The 16,239-nt window shown below is 60.2% G+C and carries 19 protein-coding genes and 1 tRNA gene; 7 read left to right on the top strand and 13 right to left on the bottom strand.

The features are described 5' to 3' along the window. Positions 1 to 17: 17 nt before the first annotated feature. Positions 18 to 659, bottom strand: a complete 642-nt coding sequence (locus GGQ66_RS04820; protein WP_183789991.1) for an invasion associated locus B family protein — start codon at positions 657 to 659, stop codon at positions 18 to 20. 262 nt (positions 660 to 921) lie between these two features. Here GGQ66_RS04820 and GGQ66_RS04825 point away from each other — a divergent pair, with 262 nt between their 5' ends. The 3 genes from GGQ66_RS04825 to GGQ66_RS04835 all read left to right on the top strand — a co-directional run bounded on the left by GGQ66_RS04825 (position 922) and on the right by GGQ66_RS04835 (position 4,389). Further along, on the top strand, positions 922 to 2,727 hold the full coding sequence (locus GGQ66_RS04825; RefSeq protein ID WP_183789993.1) for an extracellular solute-binding protein: 1,806 nt from the start codon (positions 922 to 924) through the stop codon (positions 2,725 to 2,727). Positions 2,728 to 2,763: 36 nt separating this feature from the next. Next, positions 2,764 to 3,435: a DsbA family oxidoreductase gene (locus tag GGQ66_RS04830; protein WP_183789995.1), complete on the top strand. Its 672-nt coding sequence runs from the start codon at positions 2,764 to 2,766 to the stop codon at positions 3,433 to 3,435. Between the two features lie 81 nt (positions 3,436 to 3,516). Then, positions 3,517 to 4,389, top strand: a complete 873-nt coding sequence (locus tag GGQ66_RS04835) for a DMT family transporter (protein ID WP_183789997.1) — start codon at positions 3,517 to 3,519, stop codon at positions 4,387 to 4,389. An 86-nt stretch (positions 4,390 to 4,475) separates the two neighbouring features. On the opposite strand, the gene GGQ66_RS04840 is transcribed toward GGQ66_RS04835, so the two are convergent. Then, positions 4,476 to 4,560 (bottom strand) — tRNA-Leu (locus GGQ66_RS04840). Further along, positions 4,525 to 4,827, bottom strand: a complete 303-nt coding sequence (locus tag GGQ66_RS04845; protein WP_183789999.1) for a hypothetical protein — start codon at positions 4,825 to 4,827, stop codon at positions 4,525 to 4,527. Before GGQ66_RS04845 ends, GGQ66_RS04840 begins: the two co-directional genes overlap by 36 nt. Between GGQ66_RS04845 and lipB the strand changes: the two genes are divergently transcribed. From lipB to GGQ66_RS04865, 4 genes are all read left to right on the top strand, one after another. Then, positions 4,826 to 5,542, top strand: a complete 717-nt coding sequence (lipB, locus tag GGQ66_RS04850) for a lipoyl(octanoyl) transferase LipB (protein ID WP_183790002.1) — start codon at positions 4,826 to 4,828, stop codon at positions 5,540 to 5,542. The genes GGQ66_RS04845 and lipB overlap by 2 nt on opposite strands. A gap of 5 nt (positions 5,543 to 5,547) precedes the next feature. After that, positions 5,548 to 6,492: a DMT family transporter gene (locus GGQ66_RS04855; protein ID WP_183790004.1), complete on the top strand. Its 945-nt coding sequence runs from the start codon at positions 5,548 to 5,550 to the stop codon at positions 6,490 to 6,492. Positions 6,493 to 6,568: 76 nt separating this feature from the next. After that, a complete protein-coding gene (locus GGQ66_RS04860; protein ID WP_183790006.1) occupies positions 6,569 to 7,228 on the top strand; it encodes a hypothetical protein in 660 nt (219 codons plus the stop codon). Positions 7,229 to 7,274: 46 nt separating this feature from the next. After that, the gene (locus tag GGQ66_RS04865) at positions 7,275 to 7,727 is read left to right on the top strand and encodes a YaiI/YqxD family protein (protein WP_183790008.1); all 453 of its coding nucleotides are present in this window, start codon (positions 7,275 to 7,277) and stop codon (positions 7,725 to 7,727) included. Here the strand turns inward: GGQ66_RS04865 and GGQ66_RS04870 are convergent. The 10 genes from GGQ66_RS04870 to GGQ66_RS04915 form a co-directional block, all read right to left on the bottom strand. Further along, positions 7,718 to 8,200, bottom strand: a complete 483-nt coding sequence (locus GGQ66_RS04870; RefSeq protein ID WP_183790010.1) for a hypothetical protein — start codon at positions 8,198 to 8,200, stop codon at positions 7,718 to 7,720. The two genes, GGQ66_RS04865 and GGQ66_RS04870, sit on opposite strands and share 10 nt — an antisense overlap. Positions 8,201 to 8,254: 54 nt before the next feature. Beyond that, the gene (locus tag GGQ66_RS04875; RefSeq protein ID WP_183790012.1) at positions 8,255 to 9,055 is read right to left on the bottom strand and encodes an ATP12 family chaperone protein; all 801 of its coding nucleotides are present in this window, start codon (positions 9,053 to 9,055) and stop codon (positions 8,255 to 8,257) included. A 13-nt stretch (positions 9,056 to 9,068) separates the two neighbouring features. Next, on the bottom strand, positions 9,069 to 9,722 hold the full coding sequence (locus tag GGQ66_RS04880; RefSeq protein ID WP_183790014.1) for an HAD-IA family hydrolase: 654 nt from the start codon (positions 9,720 to 9,722) through the stop codon (positions 9,069 to 9,071). Further along, positions 9,719 to 10,714: an RluA family pseudouridine synthase gene (locus GGQ66_RS04885; RefSeq protein WP_183790016.1), complete on the bottom strand. Its 996-nt coding sequence runs from the start codon at positions 10,712 to 10,714 to the stop codon at positions 9,719 to 9,721. The genes GGQ66_RS04880 and GGQ66_RS04885 overlap by 4 nt, the downstream gene beginning before the upstream one ends. Before the next feature lie 76 nt (positions 10,715 to 10,790). Next, positions 10,791 to 11,168, bottom strand: a complete 378-nt coding sequence (gene crcB / locus GGQ66_RS04890; protein WP_183790018.1) for a fluoride efflux transporter CrcB — start codon at positions 11,166 to 11,168, stop codon at positions 10,791 to 10,793. A 45-nt stretch (positions 11,169 to 11,213) separates the two neighbouring features. Then, positions 11,214 to 11,765, bottom strand: a complete 552-nt coding sequence (locus GGQ66_RS04895; RefSeq protein WP_183790020.1) for a flavodoxin domain-containing protein — start codon at positions 11,763 to 11,765, stop codon at positions 11,214 to 11,216. Positions 11,766 to 11,934: 169 nt separating this feature from the next. Further along, on the bottom strand, positions 11,935 to 13,563 hold the full coding sequence (pyrG, locus tag GGQ66_RS04900; protein ID WP_183790022.1) for a CTP synthase: 1,629 nt from the start codon (positions 13,561 to 13,563) through the stop codon (positions 11,935 to 11,937). Positions 13,564 to 13,698: 135 nt separating this feature from the next. Beyond that, positions 13,699 to 14,076 (bottom strand): preprotein translocase subunit SecG, encoded by a 378-nt coding sequence (gene secG / locus GGQ66_RS04905; protein WP_183790024.1) that lies wholly within the window; start codon positions 14,074 to 14,076, stop codon positions 13,699 to 13,701. Positions 14,077 to 14,229: 153 nt separating this feature from the next. Then, a complete protein-coding gene (gene tpiA / locus GGQ66_RS04910; protein ID WP_183790026.1) occupies positions 14,230 to 15,000 on the bottom strand; it encodes a triose-phosphate isomerase in 771 nt (256 codons plus the stop codon). Positions 15,001 to 15,347: 347 nt separating this feature from the next. Further along, positions 15,348 to 16,229: an alpha/beta hydrolase gene (locus tag GGQ66_RS04915; protein ID WP_306414063.1), complete on the bottom strand. Its 882-nt coding sequence runs from the start codon at positions 16,227 to 16,229 to the stop codon at positions 15,348 to 15,350. Between the last annotated feature and the right edge of the window lie 10 nt (positions 16,230 to 16,239).

Below are 16,239 nucleotides of genomic sequence, written 5' to 3' on the forward strand. Positions count from 1 at the left end.
GTCAGTCTATAAGCTCTTTACGGGGTCTTTGCAGCCTTCTGGGCGTCCTCAAGCTTCTTGCGGGCTTCCTCGGCCTTCTTCTGCATGCTGTCCTGCAGGTTACGCTGGCTTTCGGCGAGTTCCGACTGCGAGATCGGCGCGCCATCAAGAGCGCCGGAGAAGCCGCTCAGGGTAATCTTGATCGGGTTCGGCGCGCGGCGGAAGTTGATCGAGGTGAAAACGACCTCATTGCCCTTCTTCAGGCTGGCGATCACGGCATCCGTCAGCGGCAGTTCAGCCGTGCACTTGTCGGGAAGACAAACGGCATAATCGAGCTTCTGGCCTTTGCCGCCGTCGATCTGCATCATGATGCCCGGCTGGATCAGGCGCGCGGAGGGAACGGAGACCTGAAGGATCTTGCGATTGACCTTACCCTCGACATTGATGAGGCCAACAGCGGTGATGAGCTGGCCGTTCTGAGCCAGAACGACGTTCTGCGTTACGCAGACATCGCTGTCTTCCTGCTTGGCGCAGGTCTTGTACCAACCGAGCGGCGGCGTGCCACCCTGTTGCGGCGCGGCAGCGTCCTGGGCCATGGCGGCCGGCGCTGCGAAGGCAGCCGAAGAAAGAACAAGCGCGGACATGGCCGTCCGCATGGTTTTCGCTGGCATGAACGTCATAACGTTTCCGTCTCCTGAAATCCGCTCCCGAAGCCGCTGGCGCAGCTCCCTTGGTCGGGGTTGCTTGCTCGTCACCTGCTTGGCAAATGAGGCGATTACATGGCCCCCGCTTCCCGCACACCTGTTACACGGGCGCAAAGGCAATATCCAGCTTTACTTTGGTCTTTTCGGGTCGCCTAAACGGGTGGGTCAAGAAAATATTGGCAAGAGGCCACCTTGTGTTAGCCTCAGCCGAATCGCTTACCCCCCGGAGAGATTTGGAATGCGCCGTCTGATCGCCTGTCTGGCCTTTACGCTCGTTTCGGGCTTTGCTGCCGCCCAACCCGTTCACGGTATCGCCATGCATGGGGAGCCGGCGCTGCCAGCAGATTTCAAGCACTTTCCCTACGTAAATCCGGATGTGAAAAAAGGCGGCCGGATTGCCTACGGTGTCGTCGGCACCTTCGATAATCTCAACCCCTTCATCCTGAAAAGCATGCGCACAACGGCACGCGGCATGTGGGATCCGCAGTTCGGTAACCTCGTCGTCGAAACGCTCATGCAGCGCTCGCGCGACGAAGCTTTTTCTCTCTACGGCCTTCTGGCGGAAACAGTTGAATGGGATGATGACCGCACCTTCATCCAGTTCAACCTCAACCCGAAGGCCCGCTGGGCGGATGGCCAGCCGGTGACTGCGGATGACGTGATCTTCAGTTTCGAGGTGCTGCGCGACAAGGGTCGCGTGCCCTTCAGCAAACGGCTCGATTCGGTGGCGAAGATGGAGAAGGTGGGCGAACGCAGCGTGCGCTTCACGTTTAACGAAAAGGCCGATCGCGAAACGCCGCTCATTCTCGGTTTGAATGTACCGATCCTGCCGAAACATGCGACGTCCGTGGATACGTTCGACCAGTCGACGCTGACGCCGCTGATGGGCTCAGGTCCCTACAAGGTCAAGACCGTAAAGCCGGGTGAAAGCATCGTTTACGAGCGCGATCCGAATTACTGGGGCAAGGATTTGCCTTCCAAGATCGGCTTCGACAATTACGATGAGATTGCCGTCGAGTATTTCCTGCAAGACGCGACTCTGTTCGAGGCTTTCAAAAAGGGGGCTGTCGACATCTACGCCGATGGCGATCCGGTCCACTGGACGCGCGCCTATGATTTTCCCGCAGTCGCTTCCGGCGAAGCCATCAAGGAAGTGTTCAAGCCTGCCCTGCCGTCCGGTATGCTCGGTTTCGTGTTCAACACGCGGCGGAGCCAGTTCACCAATGTGAAAGTGCGTGAAGCACTGGCCACGGCCTTCGATTTCGAGTGGGCGAACCGCAATCTTTATGAAGGCGCCTATACGCGCACCCAGAGCTTCTGGCAGAACTCGGAGCTTTCCAGCTTCGGCAAGCCGGCAAGCCAACGGGAACTGGAGATACTCGGCGCGGCCAGGGACAAGATTTCACCGGCTCTTCTTGACGGCTCGTTCCGCCTGCCGGTCAGCGATGGCTCGGGCCGCGACCGCAACCAGCTTCGCAAGGCGGTCGATCTTTTCAAGCAGGGTGGCTATGCCATTCGCGATGGCAAGATGGTCGACACATCCGGCAAACCCTTGAGTTTCGAGGTGATGACGCAGACGCCGGACCAGGAAAAGCTCGCCATTGCCTGGCAGCGTTCGCTGCAACCGCTCGGCATTGCCGTAACCATTCGCACGGTGGATGATTCGCAATATCAAAGCCGGACCATCGCTTTCGATTACGATGTGATCATCAAGGCCTTCACCTCCTCGCTTTCGCCCGGCGTGGAGCAGGAAGGGCGCTGGGCCAGCACGTCGCGGGATCGCAATGGCAGCGACAATTTCGCCGGCACTTCGGATCCAGATCTGGACCGGATGATTTCAACGGTTTTGACCGTGCGTTCGCAGGAGGACTTCCTGGCCGCCGTCAGGGCTTATGATCGCCTGCTTATGGCTGGAAACTACGTCGTACCGCTCTATCATATCGGTGAACAATGGATCGCCCGGCGGGCGCATATCGAACATCCGGACAAGGTGCCGCTTTACGGCTACCAGCTTCCGGTCTGGTGGGACAAGCGGGCGCAATAAACTTACGGCGGTGCCCGCCACACAACGAGGTTTATAATGACGTCCATTCGAATCGACATCGTTTCCGATGTCGTGTGCCCGTGGTGTTATCTGGGCAAGGCGCGACTGGAACTCGCCATTGCCGAAGTTCAGGACAGCATATCCACGGAAGTTTTCTGGCAACCCTACCAGCTCAATCCGGACTATCCGCCCGAAGGGGTCGATCACCAGAAGGAACTGGCCGAGAAACTGGGCGGTGTGGAAAACGTGGCGCGCATCCACGAGAACCTCAAGGCGCTTGGACGCGAGGTTGGCATCGCCTATGATTTCGATGCGATCAAGATCGGCCCGAACACGCTCGATGCTCACCGCCTCATCACCTGGGCGGGCATCGAGGGACCGGACATGCAGGATGCCGTTGTTTCCGCGCTGTTCAAGGCGAATTTCGAGGAAGGCCGCAACATCGGCAGCCGCGCGGTTCTCTCCGAAATCGCCGGAGAGTGCGGCATGGATAGCCGGGTCATAACCGCTCTGCTTGGTTCGGATGCCGACAAGGATACGGTTGAACAGGCCATCGCCGCCGCGCGGGACATGGGCGTGGCCGGTGTGCCTTTTTTCATCATTGACGGCAAATATGCCATCAGCGGCGCACAAACGCCTGACATGCTGGCGAATGCTTTCAGGCAAATTGCGGCCGAAAAGAGCAGTGAACAGCAGAAACTCAACTGATTCCGGCAGGGGCCCGCACCCCTGCCCGTTCCCTCCTTCACGGGCCGTCTGACAGATGGCCACACTTCGGATTGCGCCACATTGACCTCCGACCAGACGATCAAGGGCATCCTGACGGCCTTTGCGGCGTTCCTGATCTATTCGCTCAGCGATGCCAGCGTAAAACTGATCGAGGGCGGCCTTTCGCCCTACGAATCGGCCTTTCTCGGCGCGGTCTTCGGCCTTTCCGCCATTCCCTTTATGCTGAAACGCGGCGATCGCTGGACGGTTGTATTCGAAACACGCAAACGCCGGCTGTGGCTGATGCGCTTTGTTGCCACGGGTATAGCCACTGCCGCCAGCGTCACGGCCTTCACGCTGCTGCCCATGGCCGAGGCATTCGCACTCATCTTTCTGCTGCCTTCCTTCGTCACCATCCTTTCGGTGATCGCGCTTCGGGAAAAGGTGGGCGTAAAACGGTGGTCAGCGGTCGTGATCGGTTTTATCGGTGTTCTGGCTGTGCTGAGGCCGGGCTTCCGGGAACTGGGTACCGGTCATGTGGCGGCGCTTTTGACGGCTGTTGGTGCTGCCGTGAATATCATCGGCATGCGGGCCGCCGGCCCTGGCGAAAGCCGGGCCGCGCTCTATGGCTCCAATGTTCTTGGCGTGCTTGTCATCTGCGGCATCGCCATGGCACCGGTCTTTGCCTGGCCGACGACGGAACAATGGTTGCTGCTGGCCGGCTATGGGCTTCTGGCGGCATTTGCCAACGTTCTGCTGATGATCGCCACCCAAAGCGCCCCAGCAGCCTACATCGGCCCGACACAATACAGCCAGATGCTCTGGGGCATCCTGCTCGGCTATCTGATCTTCGGAGACGGCGTCGACGCGCCAATGATCGTGGGCATGGCTCTTATCATTGCGTCCGGCCTGTTGACGCTGTGGCGGGAAAAGAAGAAGGGCATCATTTCCTGAACGTATCCCACGCGGGTTGCGAATGGAACGCGATGATAATTAAACCATTGTCCAAAAAGCAAAAAACCCGGCCGAAGCCGGGTTATTGGTGCGGTCGAGAAGACTCGAACTTCCACGGGTTGCCCCACAGCGACCTCAACGCTGCGCGTCTACCAATTCCGCCACGACCGCATCGTGGTAGGCGTCGTCTTGCGGCGACGGAGGTGCATTTAGCAAAAGCTTTTTGGGCGCACAAGAGCGTGTGCAAAGATTTTTTGAAGATAATTTTGCAATGCCGCGCAATGCCTTGCGCCGTAAGGGTTTGCGCGTGACAGAATAGTTTTCCACCGTTGGGGATATGCCTGTTTTTTGCCGGTACAGGCTGTATAAGGGGCCATCGCGCCGCGAATCCCGCTCTAAAAAAATCTTGCCGGTGCGGTCTTCCAGGATTTTCGCCATGCTTCGCACAGATCTCGATGTTTCCATGCTTCCCGCCGAAGGTTCGCCGCCGGTGCGCTGGCGCATTTCGGATGAACTGGTGCCCTACCCCGAAGCGCTGGCCGAAATGGAAGCGCGAGCCGTCGCTATTGCCGAGGGCAAGGCCGATGAACTTGTATGGCTGCTCGAGCATCCGCCGCTCTACACGGCTGGAACCAGCGCTGATGCCCATGACCTTCTGCAACCGGACCGGTTTCCGGTCTATGACGCCGGGCGCGGCGGCGAGTACACCTATCATGGTCCGGGCCAGCGGGTTGGTTATGTGCTGCTTGACCTCAAACGCCGCCGGCAGGACGTGCGTGCCTATGTCTCGGCCATCGAGGAGGTCGTCATCCGCACGCTGGCGAAAATGAATGTGCGTGGCGAACGGCGGGAGGATCGTGTGGGGGTGTGGGTGCGCCGCCCGGAACGTCCACCGCTGCCGGATGGCTCGATGGCGGAAGACAAGGTGGCGGCTATCGGTATTCGCCTGAAGCGCTGGGTGACCTTCCATGGCTTCTCCCTTAACGTCGAGCCTGACCTCTCCCATTTCGGCGGGATCGTTCCCTGCGGCATCAGCGCCTATGGGGTCACGAGCCTCGTCGATCTCGGCCTGCCGGTGATGATGCCGGATGTCGATGTACTGATCCGCCAGTCCTTCGAAGAAATTTTCGGTCCCACCGTGCGGGACGAATGAATGCCATGACCGAACGGACCGCCGAAAACCCCTTTCGGGGCATGGCCATCATGGCCGCCTGCATGCTGCTTTTGCCGGGTATGGATGCCATCGCCAAGGTTCTGGCTGTCCATGGCGGCATGGCACCCGCTCAGGTGACGTTCTACCGCTTCCTGTTCCAGTTCGTCTGCTGCCTGCCGTTGCTGGTTATGCTCGCCGGTCGCAACGCCTTCCGGGCGAAACGACCGGGCATGAATCTGCTGCGCGGTGCGCTGCATGCTGCGGCGAGCCTGATGTTCTTTACCGCCGTCAAATACATGCCGCTCGCTGACGTGTTCGCGATCTATTTCGTGGAGCCGTTCATGCTGACGGCCATGTCCGCCTTCTTTCTCGGCGAGAAAGTCGGCTGGCGACGCTGGTCCGCCATCGTCATCGGTTTTGGCGGGGCGCTGATCGTCATCCAGCCAAGCTGGGAGATCTTCGGCTGGACGGCTCTTCTACCCGTCGCCTGCGCTTTCCTGTTCAGTCTCTATCTGTTCATGAACCGGGCCATAGGCGAGTCGGATTCGCCGCTCGTGATGCAGACTTGGGCCGGCGCAGGCGGAACCCTGTTCATGGGGGTGGCGCTTCTGGCGGGAAACGCGGTCGGCCACGCAGACTTCGTACCATCATTGCCACGGGACGGGCTTGAGCTTGGCCTGCTGGTGCTGCTCGGCTCCATGTCCGGCTTTCTGCATCTCTTCGTCGTCAGGGCCTTCCGTCTGGCTTCTCTGTCGCTTCTCGCACCGTTCCAGTATTTCGAAATCATCTCGGCGACCGTGCTTGGCTATGTGCTGTTTTCAGATTTCCCCAATCCCGGCAAATGGCTCGGCATCGCCATCATCGTTGCCTCAGGCCTCTTTATCATCTGGCGCGAACAGGTTCGGGCAAAGGAAGATAAAATGCGAGCGAATGCGGCAAGCGCCGCTTAACCGCATCGTTTGTCTCAATATCAATGGTTGAGGATTATGATCTGTCTTCAGGTTTCATGATGAAACGGAGAACAGGATGAGCGAGTTTCGCTTTTCGTACCCGGCATGTGTCATCGCCGGCAAAAGCCTTCTGACTGCGCAGGATATTGCTATTTTGCGCACCATCGCCCTGCCCCGGGGCGTGCAATGCGAAACGGATATCGTTTCGCTTCTGGCGATCAACAATTCCTGTCGGGAAAAATGTCCGGAATGGACAGACTATTTCACCGCGGTGATTGCCGACTTCGTGCTGAACCGACTGGCTCCTCGCGGCCAGCTTGATGATGCCAAGGCCGGGCTGGTGCAGCGTCTGTTTGCCACCGCCGGATTGATCGGCTCCACCGAGGAACTGGCGCTCGTTCTCGCCCTCATCGAACACGCGCCCCGTGCGCCGGAAAGCCTGGTAGCCTTTGCGCTTGATCAGGTGCGTCACGCGCTCCAGAGCGGTCAGGGCGCCTATGCCGACAGCCGCAAGGCCAGCGCGGGCATCAATGCCGACGACCTCGCCTACATCGCCCGTGTGCTGGACGCTGCGAGCGACGACAGACGCGATACCCTGTCACCACTTGCTGCCACGGTTCTCATGGCCATCGATTCCGTTGCGGTTTCGGCCTTCAACCATGCTGGCTGGAGCGATCTGATATACGCGCTGCGCGGCCCGCAAAGCGCGGACGCGCCGTGTGGCATTGCCGCCTGAGCCCGGACAGGGTAATTCCCCTGCTAGGCACGTCAGGGGAGTGACTATGATCTATGTGGATGCGGACGCCTGCCCGGTGAAAGCGGAGATACTGAAGGTCGCGGAGCGGCATGGCCTGAAGGTGACGTTCGTCGCCAATTCCGGCCTTCGCCCTTCCCGGGATCCGATGGTAACCAACGTCATCGTTTCAGCCGGGTTCGATGCCGCCGACGACTGGATCGCCGAGCGGGCCGGTGCGGGTGACGTGGTGGTGACGGCGGATGTGCCGCTGGCCGGGCGTTGCGTGGCTGCCGGAGCGCTGGTGACGGGGCCGACGGGCCGTGTCTTCGACCAGACGAACATTGGCATGGCGACCGCCATGCGCGACCTATCCGCCCATCTGCGCGAAACCGGTGAAAGCAAGGGCTATAACGCCGCGTTTTCGCCGCGTGACCGTTCGGCCTTTCTGGAAACGATGGAACTGCTATGCCGACGCGCTAAAAGCCATAATCAGGGCTGAAGGGCAGCTTCCAGCGCCATGGCCACCGACATGCCGCCCGGCGGATCAAGCGACAGCGCCTTGGCGGCAATACGGGCAATCTTCTCCGACAAGGCCCAGCCATTGGCAGAGCTTGCGGAATAGACGCCGACCGCGATGACCGAGCCATTCGCGACGGAGGCAGCCTTCACCGTGAATCGCGCCCTGTGACGCTGACCGAAGAAGAACGGCGTCTGCGTGATCGAATCGAGCCGGACGGACACGACGACGCGGGGCAAGGGTTCCCTGCGGATGGTCGCCTGAACGGAACTCTTGAGGCGCTGTTCCACATCACGGGCGAGAGCGGGCGCCACGCCCTCACCTGCCGTCACAAATGCCCCGCGCACGTCGTAAAGCATCGCATCGCCACGGCCTCCCGCCGCCGGCATGCGGAAAGCCGACAGACTGACCACGGCAAGCAATAGAAACAGGGCAGATACGGCTTTCCTGAACATCGGTGGACAAGGCTCCTCTTGGGAGCATGATCCACCTCTATGGTTAGGAAAGCGTTACGTTCTGAGGGCTGCTAATGCCGATGCGGCAGCCAGCATTTCCGCCTTGCGCCAGGCGCGGCGGGCGGAGGCCTCTTCATCCTCCCCCCACTGTTCGATGGTCCAGTCCTCGTCGATATGGGCGCGTTGCCAGGCCTCTTCGGCCGAAAGTTCGCCCTCCGCAAAGGCAAGCGCCAGAAGGGCCGAGCCGGTCAGCGTGGTTATGGTGTGCAGGCAGGCAAGTTCCAGCGCCGACTGGTACTTCCGTAACGTAACCCCAAAGGCGGCAATGGCTTCACGCGGCTGTTCCCGGTGCATGATACCTTCCACGGTCTCGAAGCGAGCCCCCAGCGTGTTCGCCGCCCAATCCAGGATCGGATCCCAGCCTTCCGCTTGCCGGGTCACCAGCGCTTCCGGCGCATCGGCGCGGTAGCAGAGCAGGTCACTGGAAGAAAATCGCAGGATATCCTCAAGCACGGATTGCGTGTCCGTTGCGATACCGTCCAGCGCCGTGTTGACGATGCGGGTGATCGGCATCTTGGCGGGATCGACCTCCGTGTCCTGCGCCTGCCATTCGGCGGCCACCAGCGCGGCCAGCGCCTCGGTCGGCACCATCAGCGCGTTACGGGCCGGCGTTTTCACCGGGCGGCCATCGAGCAGGATTGAGAAGCCCGCTTCCGCATCGCCCGAAACGGTCACATCCTTGTAGAACCGCTTGGGCAGCGGGCGCTTCATCTGGATTTGCGCGCGCCGGGTCGGATCGGGATGGCTCAGCATGTCGTCGGCGTGGTCGGCTATCTCGTTCAGGAAATCGCGCATGGCATGGCCTCCGTCAGAAAATCATATCATAGAGATCGGCGGGGCGTGCGGCGATGCGGTCTGCGCCCGCCTTCAACAGGTCTTCCACGGAACCATAACCCCAGGAAACACCGAGCGCCTTCGCCCCGGCGGCCTTCGCCATCTGCATGTCGTAGATCGCATCGCCGATGACGACCGTCTGCGCCGGCGTCATGCCCATTTCGTCGCAGCATTCCGAAACCATCGCCGGATGCGGCTTGGAGGGGCAATCGTCCGCCGTGCGCGCCACGATGAAGTGCGAGCGAATGCCGTTGTTTTCGAGCGTGCCTTCAAGACCCCGGCGGGATTTCCCGGTGACCGCGCCGATCAGAACATCGTCACGCGCCGCCAGTCTTGCGATCAGGTCGGCGATACCATCGAACATGGTCTCGGGATATTTTGCCGTAGCGCGCACGCCCATGAAGATGGACTTGTAATAGGCCATCATCTCGATGGCTTCCTCGTCGGCATGCTCCTTGCCCTGTATGCGGGCGATGGCGATGTCGAGCGTCAGGCCGATGATTGCCTTCGTCTGCACCATGGACGGCCGGGCGTGGCCGAAATGCTCGAAAGTCTGTTCCATTACCGCATGAATGAGGGCTGCGCTTTCGACCAGCGTGCCATCGCAATCGAAGAGAACAAGCTTCATTCGTCGTCACTCTCCGCGCTGTCCTGATCGAAGCCGAGCAGGTTCCAGCTCTGGACCATATGTGGCGGCAGTGGCGCGGTCACGCGCAGGCGTCCGCCGTTCGGATGCGGAATATCGATGTGGCGCGCGTGGAGATGCAGGCGCTTCTGGATGCCACCGGGGAAATCCCAGTTCGGATCATCGATGAAATATTTGGGATCACCAATGATCGGGTGGCCGATATGCAGCGCGTGAACGCGAAGCTGGTGGGTGCGGCCCGTATACGGTTCCATCTCCAGCCAGGCGAGACTATGGGCTGCCGTCTCGACAACACGATAATAGGAAACGGCGTGATCGGCCCCGTCCTCACCGTGCTTGGCAACACGCATGCGATCGCCATCCTCGGTCTGCTCCTTGACGAGCCAGGTGGAAATCTTGTCGTCGCGCTTGCGCGGCACGCCCTTCACCAGCGCCCAATAGGTCTTCTTGGTGTCGCGCTCGCGGAAAGCGGCGGTCAGCTTCTGAGCAGCACCACGGGTACGGGCCACCACGAGAACGCCGGAGGTGTCACGGTCAAGCCGATGCACGAGGCGCGGCTTTTCGCCCTTCGGGCTCGTCCAGGCTTCCAGCATCTTGTCGATGTGACGGGCTACGCCGGAACCGCCCTGCACGGCAAGGCCGGCCGGCTTGTTCAGCACAAACACCTTGTCATCCTCATGCAGCAGCATGCGGGCCAGCAATTCGGCATCGCCTGAATGCTTCAGGTCCTTGCCGGCTATCGGGCCGGTCTTTGGCGCCTTGGCGTCCACCTCCATGGGCGGGACGCGCACCACCTGACCGGGCTGCACGCGCGCATCGGTCTTGACGCGGCCACCATCGACGCGCACCTGTCCGGAACGCAGCAGTTTCTGCAACTGCCCGAAACCGAGGCCGGGATAATGGATCTTGAACCAGCGGTCGAGCCGCATGCCCGCTTCGTCTGCCTCGACCGGGATATGTTCGATGCCCGCCATTGGATGCCTTGTCCTTGTCACTTGAAGGCGTCCGTTTACCGGCTTTTCGCGCTGGAGGAAAGGCGTTTCGACCTTTTCAGAGAACAGCGCGCACTGTGAGCAGTCCAGCTCCTGTCGCGAGCAGCGAAACGACGACGCTTGCCGCAACGTAAAGCATGGCTTCCGTTACGGCACCCTTCTCATAAAGCACCCAGACATCGAGCGAAAAGGCGGAGAAAGTTGTGAAACCGCCAAGAAAGCCGGTGATGAGCAAAAGGCGCAGATCGAGCGGCGCGGACACGCCCCTGACGATCGCTTCCGCCAGACAGCCGATGGCGAAGGAACCGACGATATTGACCGTCAGCGTGCCCCATGGAAAGCCGGGACCGATAAGGCGAAGTGCAGCCAAACCGGTAAGATAGCGGCAGACGGACCCGGCGGCTCCGCCCAGGGCGACAAGGAGAATGTTCAACATGCCGCCAGTCTTAAACCGGCTGACGACGTTGTCCAGAGGAAGTGCTCAGGGTTCGTAGGCCAGCGCCTTTTCGAGCCATCCGTCCACAAAGCCGGCCACCTGCGACCAGTCTGTGAATTCGCGGTCGGCCTTCCCTGAAACGCCCTCAGCGGCCGGCGCCTTGGCCGCAATGCGGCGCACCATCCAGCGCTTGAAGAAATCATATTCGGCAAAGCGCAAGGCACCCGCCACATGGGCGATCTCGCGCGGCGTCCAGCCTGTTTCAGCAATCAACTGATCGGCAAAGTGGCGTGCTTCGTCCTGTTCCTCCGAATATTCGCTGGCAATCATCAGCGATACGGATACGAAGGCTGAAGGCACACCGTTCAGCCAACCACGTTCGCGGTGCACGAAATCGAAGAACGGCGCGGGGTAGCGCCCGCCGTGAACGGGCGCACACAGGATGGCGGCTTCCGGGCGTTCCAGCGAGTATTCCGCCATCGTGGCGACATCGAACAGCACCGCACGGTGGCCCCGCGCCTCGACCTGTTCTGCAATCGCCGAGGCAATCTTGCGTGTCTGCCCCTCGATGCTCGTATATCCAACGAGAATGATCATCTTTTCTCCTCCAGATTCGGCCGCGGATCAGTCCTCCTCACCAACCGGCGACCTTGCGCACGATAAATCAACGTTGACGTAAACGGAAGAAGAAAGATCGCGATGCGCAAACGAAAACCGCCCGCGACGAATGGCGCGGGCGGTTTTTGAAATGGGCATTAAACCGGTGTCAGACCAGACGGCTCTGGTCCAGCGCCGCGCCAATGAAGCTTGCGAACAGCGGATGCGGGTCGAGCGGGCGGCTCTTTAGTTCCGGGTGATACTGAACGCCGATGAACCAAGGATGATCCGGGTACTCGACCGTTTCCGGCAGAAGACCATCAGGCGACATGCCGGAGAACACCAGACCGCAGGTTTCGAGACGCGCCTGATAATCGGCATTCACTTCGTAGCGGTGACGATGACGCTCGGAAATCTCGGTATTGCCGTAGATGCCGGCAATTTTCGTCCCGCGCTTCAGTGCCGCCTTGTAGGCACCAAGACGCATCGTGCCGCCCAGATCGCCCGAAGCATTGCGCTTCTCAAGCTGATTGCCCTTGACCCATTCCGTCATCAGACCAACCACCGGTTCATTGGTCGGGCCGAACTCCGTCGAGGATGCGTCTTCGATGCCAGCCAGATTGCGTGCCGCTTCGATCACAGCCATCTGCATGCCAAAGCAAATGCCGAAATACGGCACCTTGCGTTCGCGGGCGAAACGGGCGGCATTGATCTTGCCCTGCGCGCCCCGTTCGCCGAAACCACCGGGAACGAGAATGCCGTGCACCTTCTCAAGCCACGGCGCCGGGTCTTCCTTCTCGAAGATTTCCGACTCGATCCACTCCAGGCGAACCTTGACGCGGTTGGCGATACCACCGTGATAAAGCGCCTCGATCAGCGACTTGTAGGCATCCTTGAGGCCGGTATACTTGCCGACGATGGCAATCGTCACTTCGCCTTCCGGAGTGCGGATACGGCTTGCCACATCTTCCCAGGCGTCGAGACGCGGCTGGGGCGCCGGCTCGATGCCGAAGGCGGAGAGAACTTCCTCGTCCAGACCTTCCTTGTGGTAGGCCATCGGCACGTCGTAGATGTTCGCCACGTCGAGCGCCTGAATGACGGCGGACGGACGCACATTGCAGAACAGAGAAAGCTTGCGGCGTTCGGCTTCCGGAATTTCCCGGTCGGCACGTACGAGCAGAATGTCGGGATGGATGCCGAGGGCCTGCAATTCCTTCACGGAATGCTGCGTCGGCTTGGTCTTGAGTTCGCCGGCCGCCGGAATGTAGGGCATCAGCGTCAGGTGGACGTAAATCGCGGAACCACGCGGCAGATCGTTGCCGAGCTGACGGATCGCTTCCATGAAGGGCATGGCCTCGATATCGCCGACCGTGCCGCCTATCTCGCAGATGACGAAGTCGTATTCGTCATTGCCTTCGATCACGAAGTCCTTGATTTCATTTGTAACGTGCGGAATCACCTGAACCGTTGCGCCGAGATAGTCGCCGCGACGTTCCTTGTCGATGATGTTCTTGTAGATCCGCCCGGTGGTGATGTTGTCGGTCTTGGTTGCCGAACGCCCGGTGAAGCGTTCGTAGTGGCCGAGATCGAGGTCCGTCTCGGCACCGTCATCCGTCACGAACACTTCGCCGTGTTGTGTCGGGCTCATGGTGCCGGGATCGACGTTCAGATAGGGGTCGAGTTTGCGAAGCCGCACCCGATAACCACGGGCCTGCAACAACGCTCCGAGAGCCGCGGCCGCAATTCCTTTTCCGAGGGAAGAAACCACGCCGCCAGTGATGAATACATATCGCGCCATGGGATTCACCGGATACCTTTTTAAAAACGATTCCGCCAGCCCAAAAATTCACGTTTTGGGGATCATGTTGGGGAAAAGCTGGACATAAGAAAACCGGCAGGCGGGACCTGCCGGCGGATGAAGTCTTCAGACCGGTCAGTTGCCGGTCGGAACGCCAGAATTGTTGGCGGGAGCCGGTGCTGCCGGAGCGGCGGGTGCTGCCGGAGCCTGGCCCGCCGGGCCGAGCGAATCGAGAATGCCCGCGCCGGAGCCCTGCGTGGCCGGAATACGATCCAGCACATCGGTCGGCTTGGCTTCGTAACGCGCCAGAAGGCCGAGGCCAAGCGACGTGACGAAGAACAGCGTTGCGAGAATGGCCGTCGTGCGGGTCAGCGCATTGGCCGTGCCACGGGCCGACATGAAGCCGGAACCGCCACCGATGCCGAGGCCGCCGCCTTCCGAACGCTGGATAAGCACGATACCGACCAGCGCAATGACGATCAGGAGATGGATGACGATCAGTACGTTTTGCATTTGCAGCCTGTCCTGCCCCGCAGAAAACGCGGGTGAAATCGAAATGGGTTGGCGGCTCTTTACATGAGGCGAACCGCCATTCCAAGACCCTTACGCATTTTAGGGCCAGTTTGTGCCTGAGTGCGACGTTTTCCCCCGCAGGGAAAGAGCGTCTTACGCCAGCAGATCCTCATAGACGCCATAGATGGCGAGGAAGTCGGTGGCTTTCAAGCTTGCGCCGCCGATCAGGGCGCCATCGACGTTATCGACGGCCATCAGCTCTTTGGCGTTGTTTGGCTTGACCGAACCACCATAGAGAATGCGCATGGTCTTACCTTCTTCGCCGAGGTGACGGACGAGTTCCTCACGCATGAAGGCGTGGGCAACCTTGACGTCTTCCGTCGTCGGGGTGACGCCCGTGCCGATAGCCCAGACGGGTTCATAGGCGATGACAGTGTTGGCGGCCTTTGCTTCGTGCGGAACCGAACCGGAAAGCTGACGCTTCAGCACATCCAGTGTCTGGCCGGCCTGGCGCTGTTCAGCGGTTTCGCCAATGCAGATGATGGCGATCAGCCCGGCGGCATGGGCGGCCTCTGCCTTGGCGCGTACCAGATGATCGGTTTCCGCATAGTCCGTGCGGCGCTCGGAATGGCCGACGATGACGTAGGAGCCGAAGACATCGGCAATCATTTCCGCAGAAATATCACCGGTATGGGCGCCACTGACATTCTGATGGCAATCCTGGCCACCGATTTCCAGCGGGCTATCCTCGGCCAGAGCGGTTGCCACATAAAGCAGCGTGGCAGGCGGGCAGATCAGTGTATCGACCTTCTCGGACAGCGGACGGTTCACCCCTTCCGCAATCGCCTTGATCTGGTCGAGCGCCTCGCGCGTGCCATTCATTTTCCAGTTTCCCGCAACCAGCGGACGAACATTCGGGGTCATGGATATCCAGTCCTTGTCTTATCGCAGCTTTCGCTGTCTCGCCCGGCAAAGGCTGAGTTGCATTGAAAGCTTTCGACCGCCCGGCCGGCGGCCTTCGATGGAATATGGTAAGATTCGCCGCAGCATCGCCCCGGTTTCCGGCAAAGGATCAGTAAAGTCCGGCCCCCGGCTGTCATCTGATGCGATCCTCGGCTTTTGTCCCCTCTTCGTCCCCAGCCACGAAGACAGGAAATAGGGGATCAATCTTTCTATGCGCAAAGCCTAGCAAAATAAAACTGCAAACTCATCACGCATGACGTTTTTTTGACGTTACTGCGTAAAAATGCCGCTCGTTTTGCTTGCCTCTCCTATTTTTTGGTCAAAATCCAGTTGAGAACTGCGCGCCAGTCGGTCATCCGCACCGGTGTTCCATGGGATCCGGTTTCAAAAAGCGTGAAGCGGACAGGCTGCCCTGCCCCGTGCAACTTGTCGTAAAGCGCGATCTGCTCTTCTGCCTTGTAGGTCTTGTCATTGCCGCCATGGGTGAACCACACCGGCAGCCGGGCCTTGTAGGCCGCGCTCTTGGAATAATCGGGGTCTGTCGCGCCGCCCAGGATCGCCATGCCCTTCAGCTTCGAGACCGCCCCGGCGTCCCGGCTGATGCCCCAACAGAGGAAACTGCCCATGGAGGCACAGGTGAGGATGACGGGACGGCCGGGCGAACGGGCCGAGATTTCCGCAATCAGTGCTGCGATCGAAGCGGCGCCGGCGGTGTCGAAGGTCTTCACGCTCGGCGCGTAGAATGTGCCGCCATTCAGGACCGCAAGATTCTTCAGCCGGTTGAAGTTGCCACCGAAGCGATAGTCGTTCATGGCGAGACGCCGGTCGCCATCGCGACCATGGATGAAGATGACCGAAAAGGCGCTGTTTGCCATTGGCCCGACGCGTCCGAGTTCGAGCGGCCCAGTCGGCAGGTTCCAGGTTTCAAGCGCTTCGGCCTTGCGCGCTCCGAGATCGACGTAACGGCGCTTTACCCGTCTTTCGGGCTCCTCGTCCCGGGCGTTGATGTCGCGCATTTCCTGATAATCCACACGTTCGAAATCACCACCGTCCCTGCGGTCCATGATGATCGGTGTAAAAAGATCATCCTTGAAAGGCTTCAACGGACCTTCCTGCGCCTGCGCGCAGTCGCAGGCAAGTGCGGCGAAAAGGCTTAAAATCGTGGCTCTGGCGAAATGAACTGTGGACATGCGTCGTTCC

Origin of the sequence: Allorhizobium borbori, from assembly GCF_014196535.1 — a bacterium.
GTDB classification, from domain to species: domain Bacteria; phylum Pseudomonadota; class Alphaproteobacteria; order Rhizobiales; family Rhizobiaceae; genus Ectorhizobium; species Ectorhizobium borbori.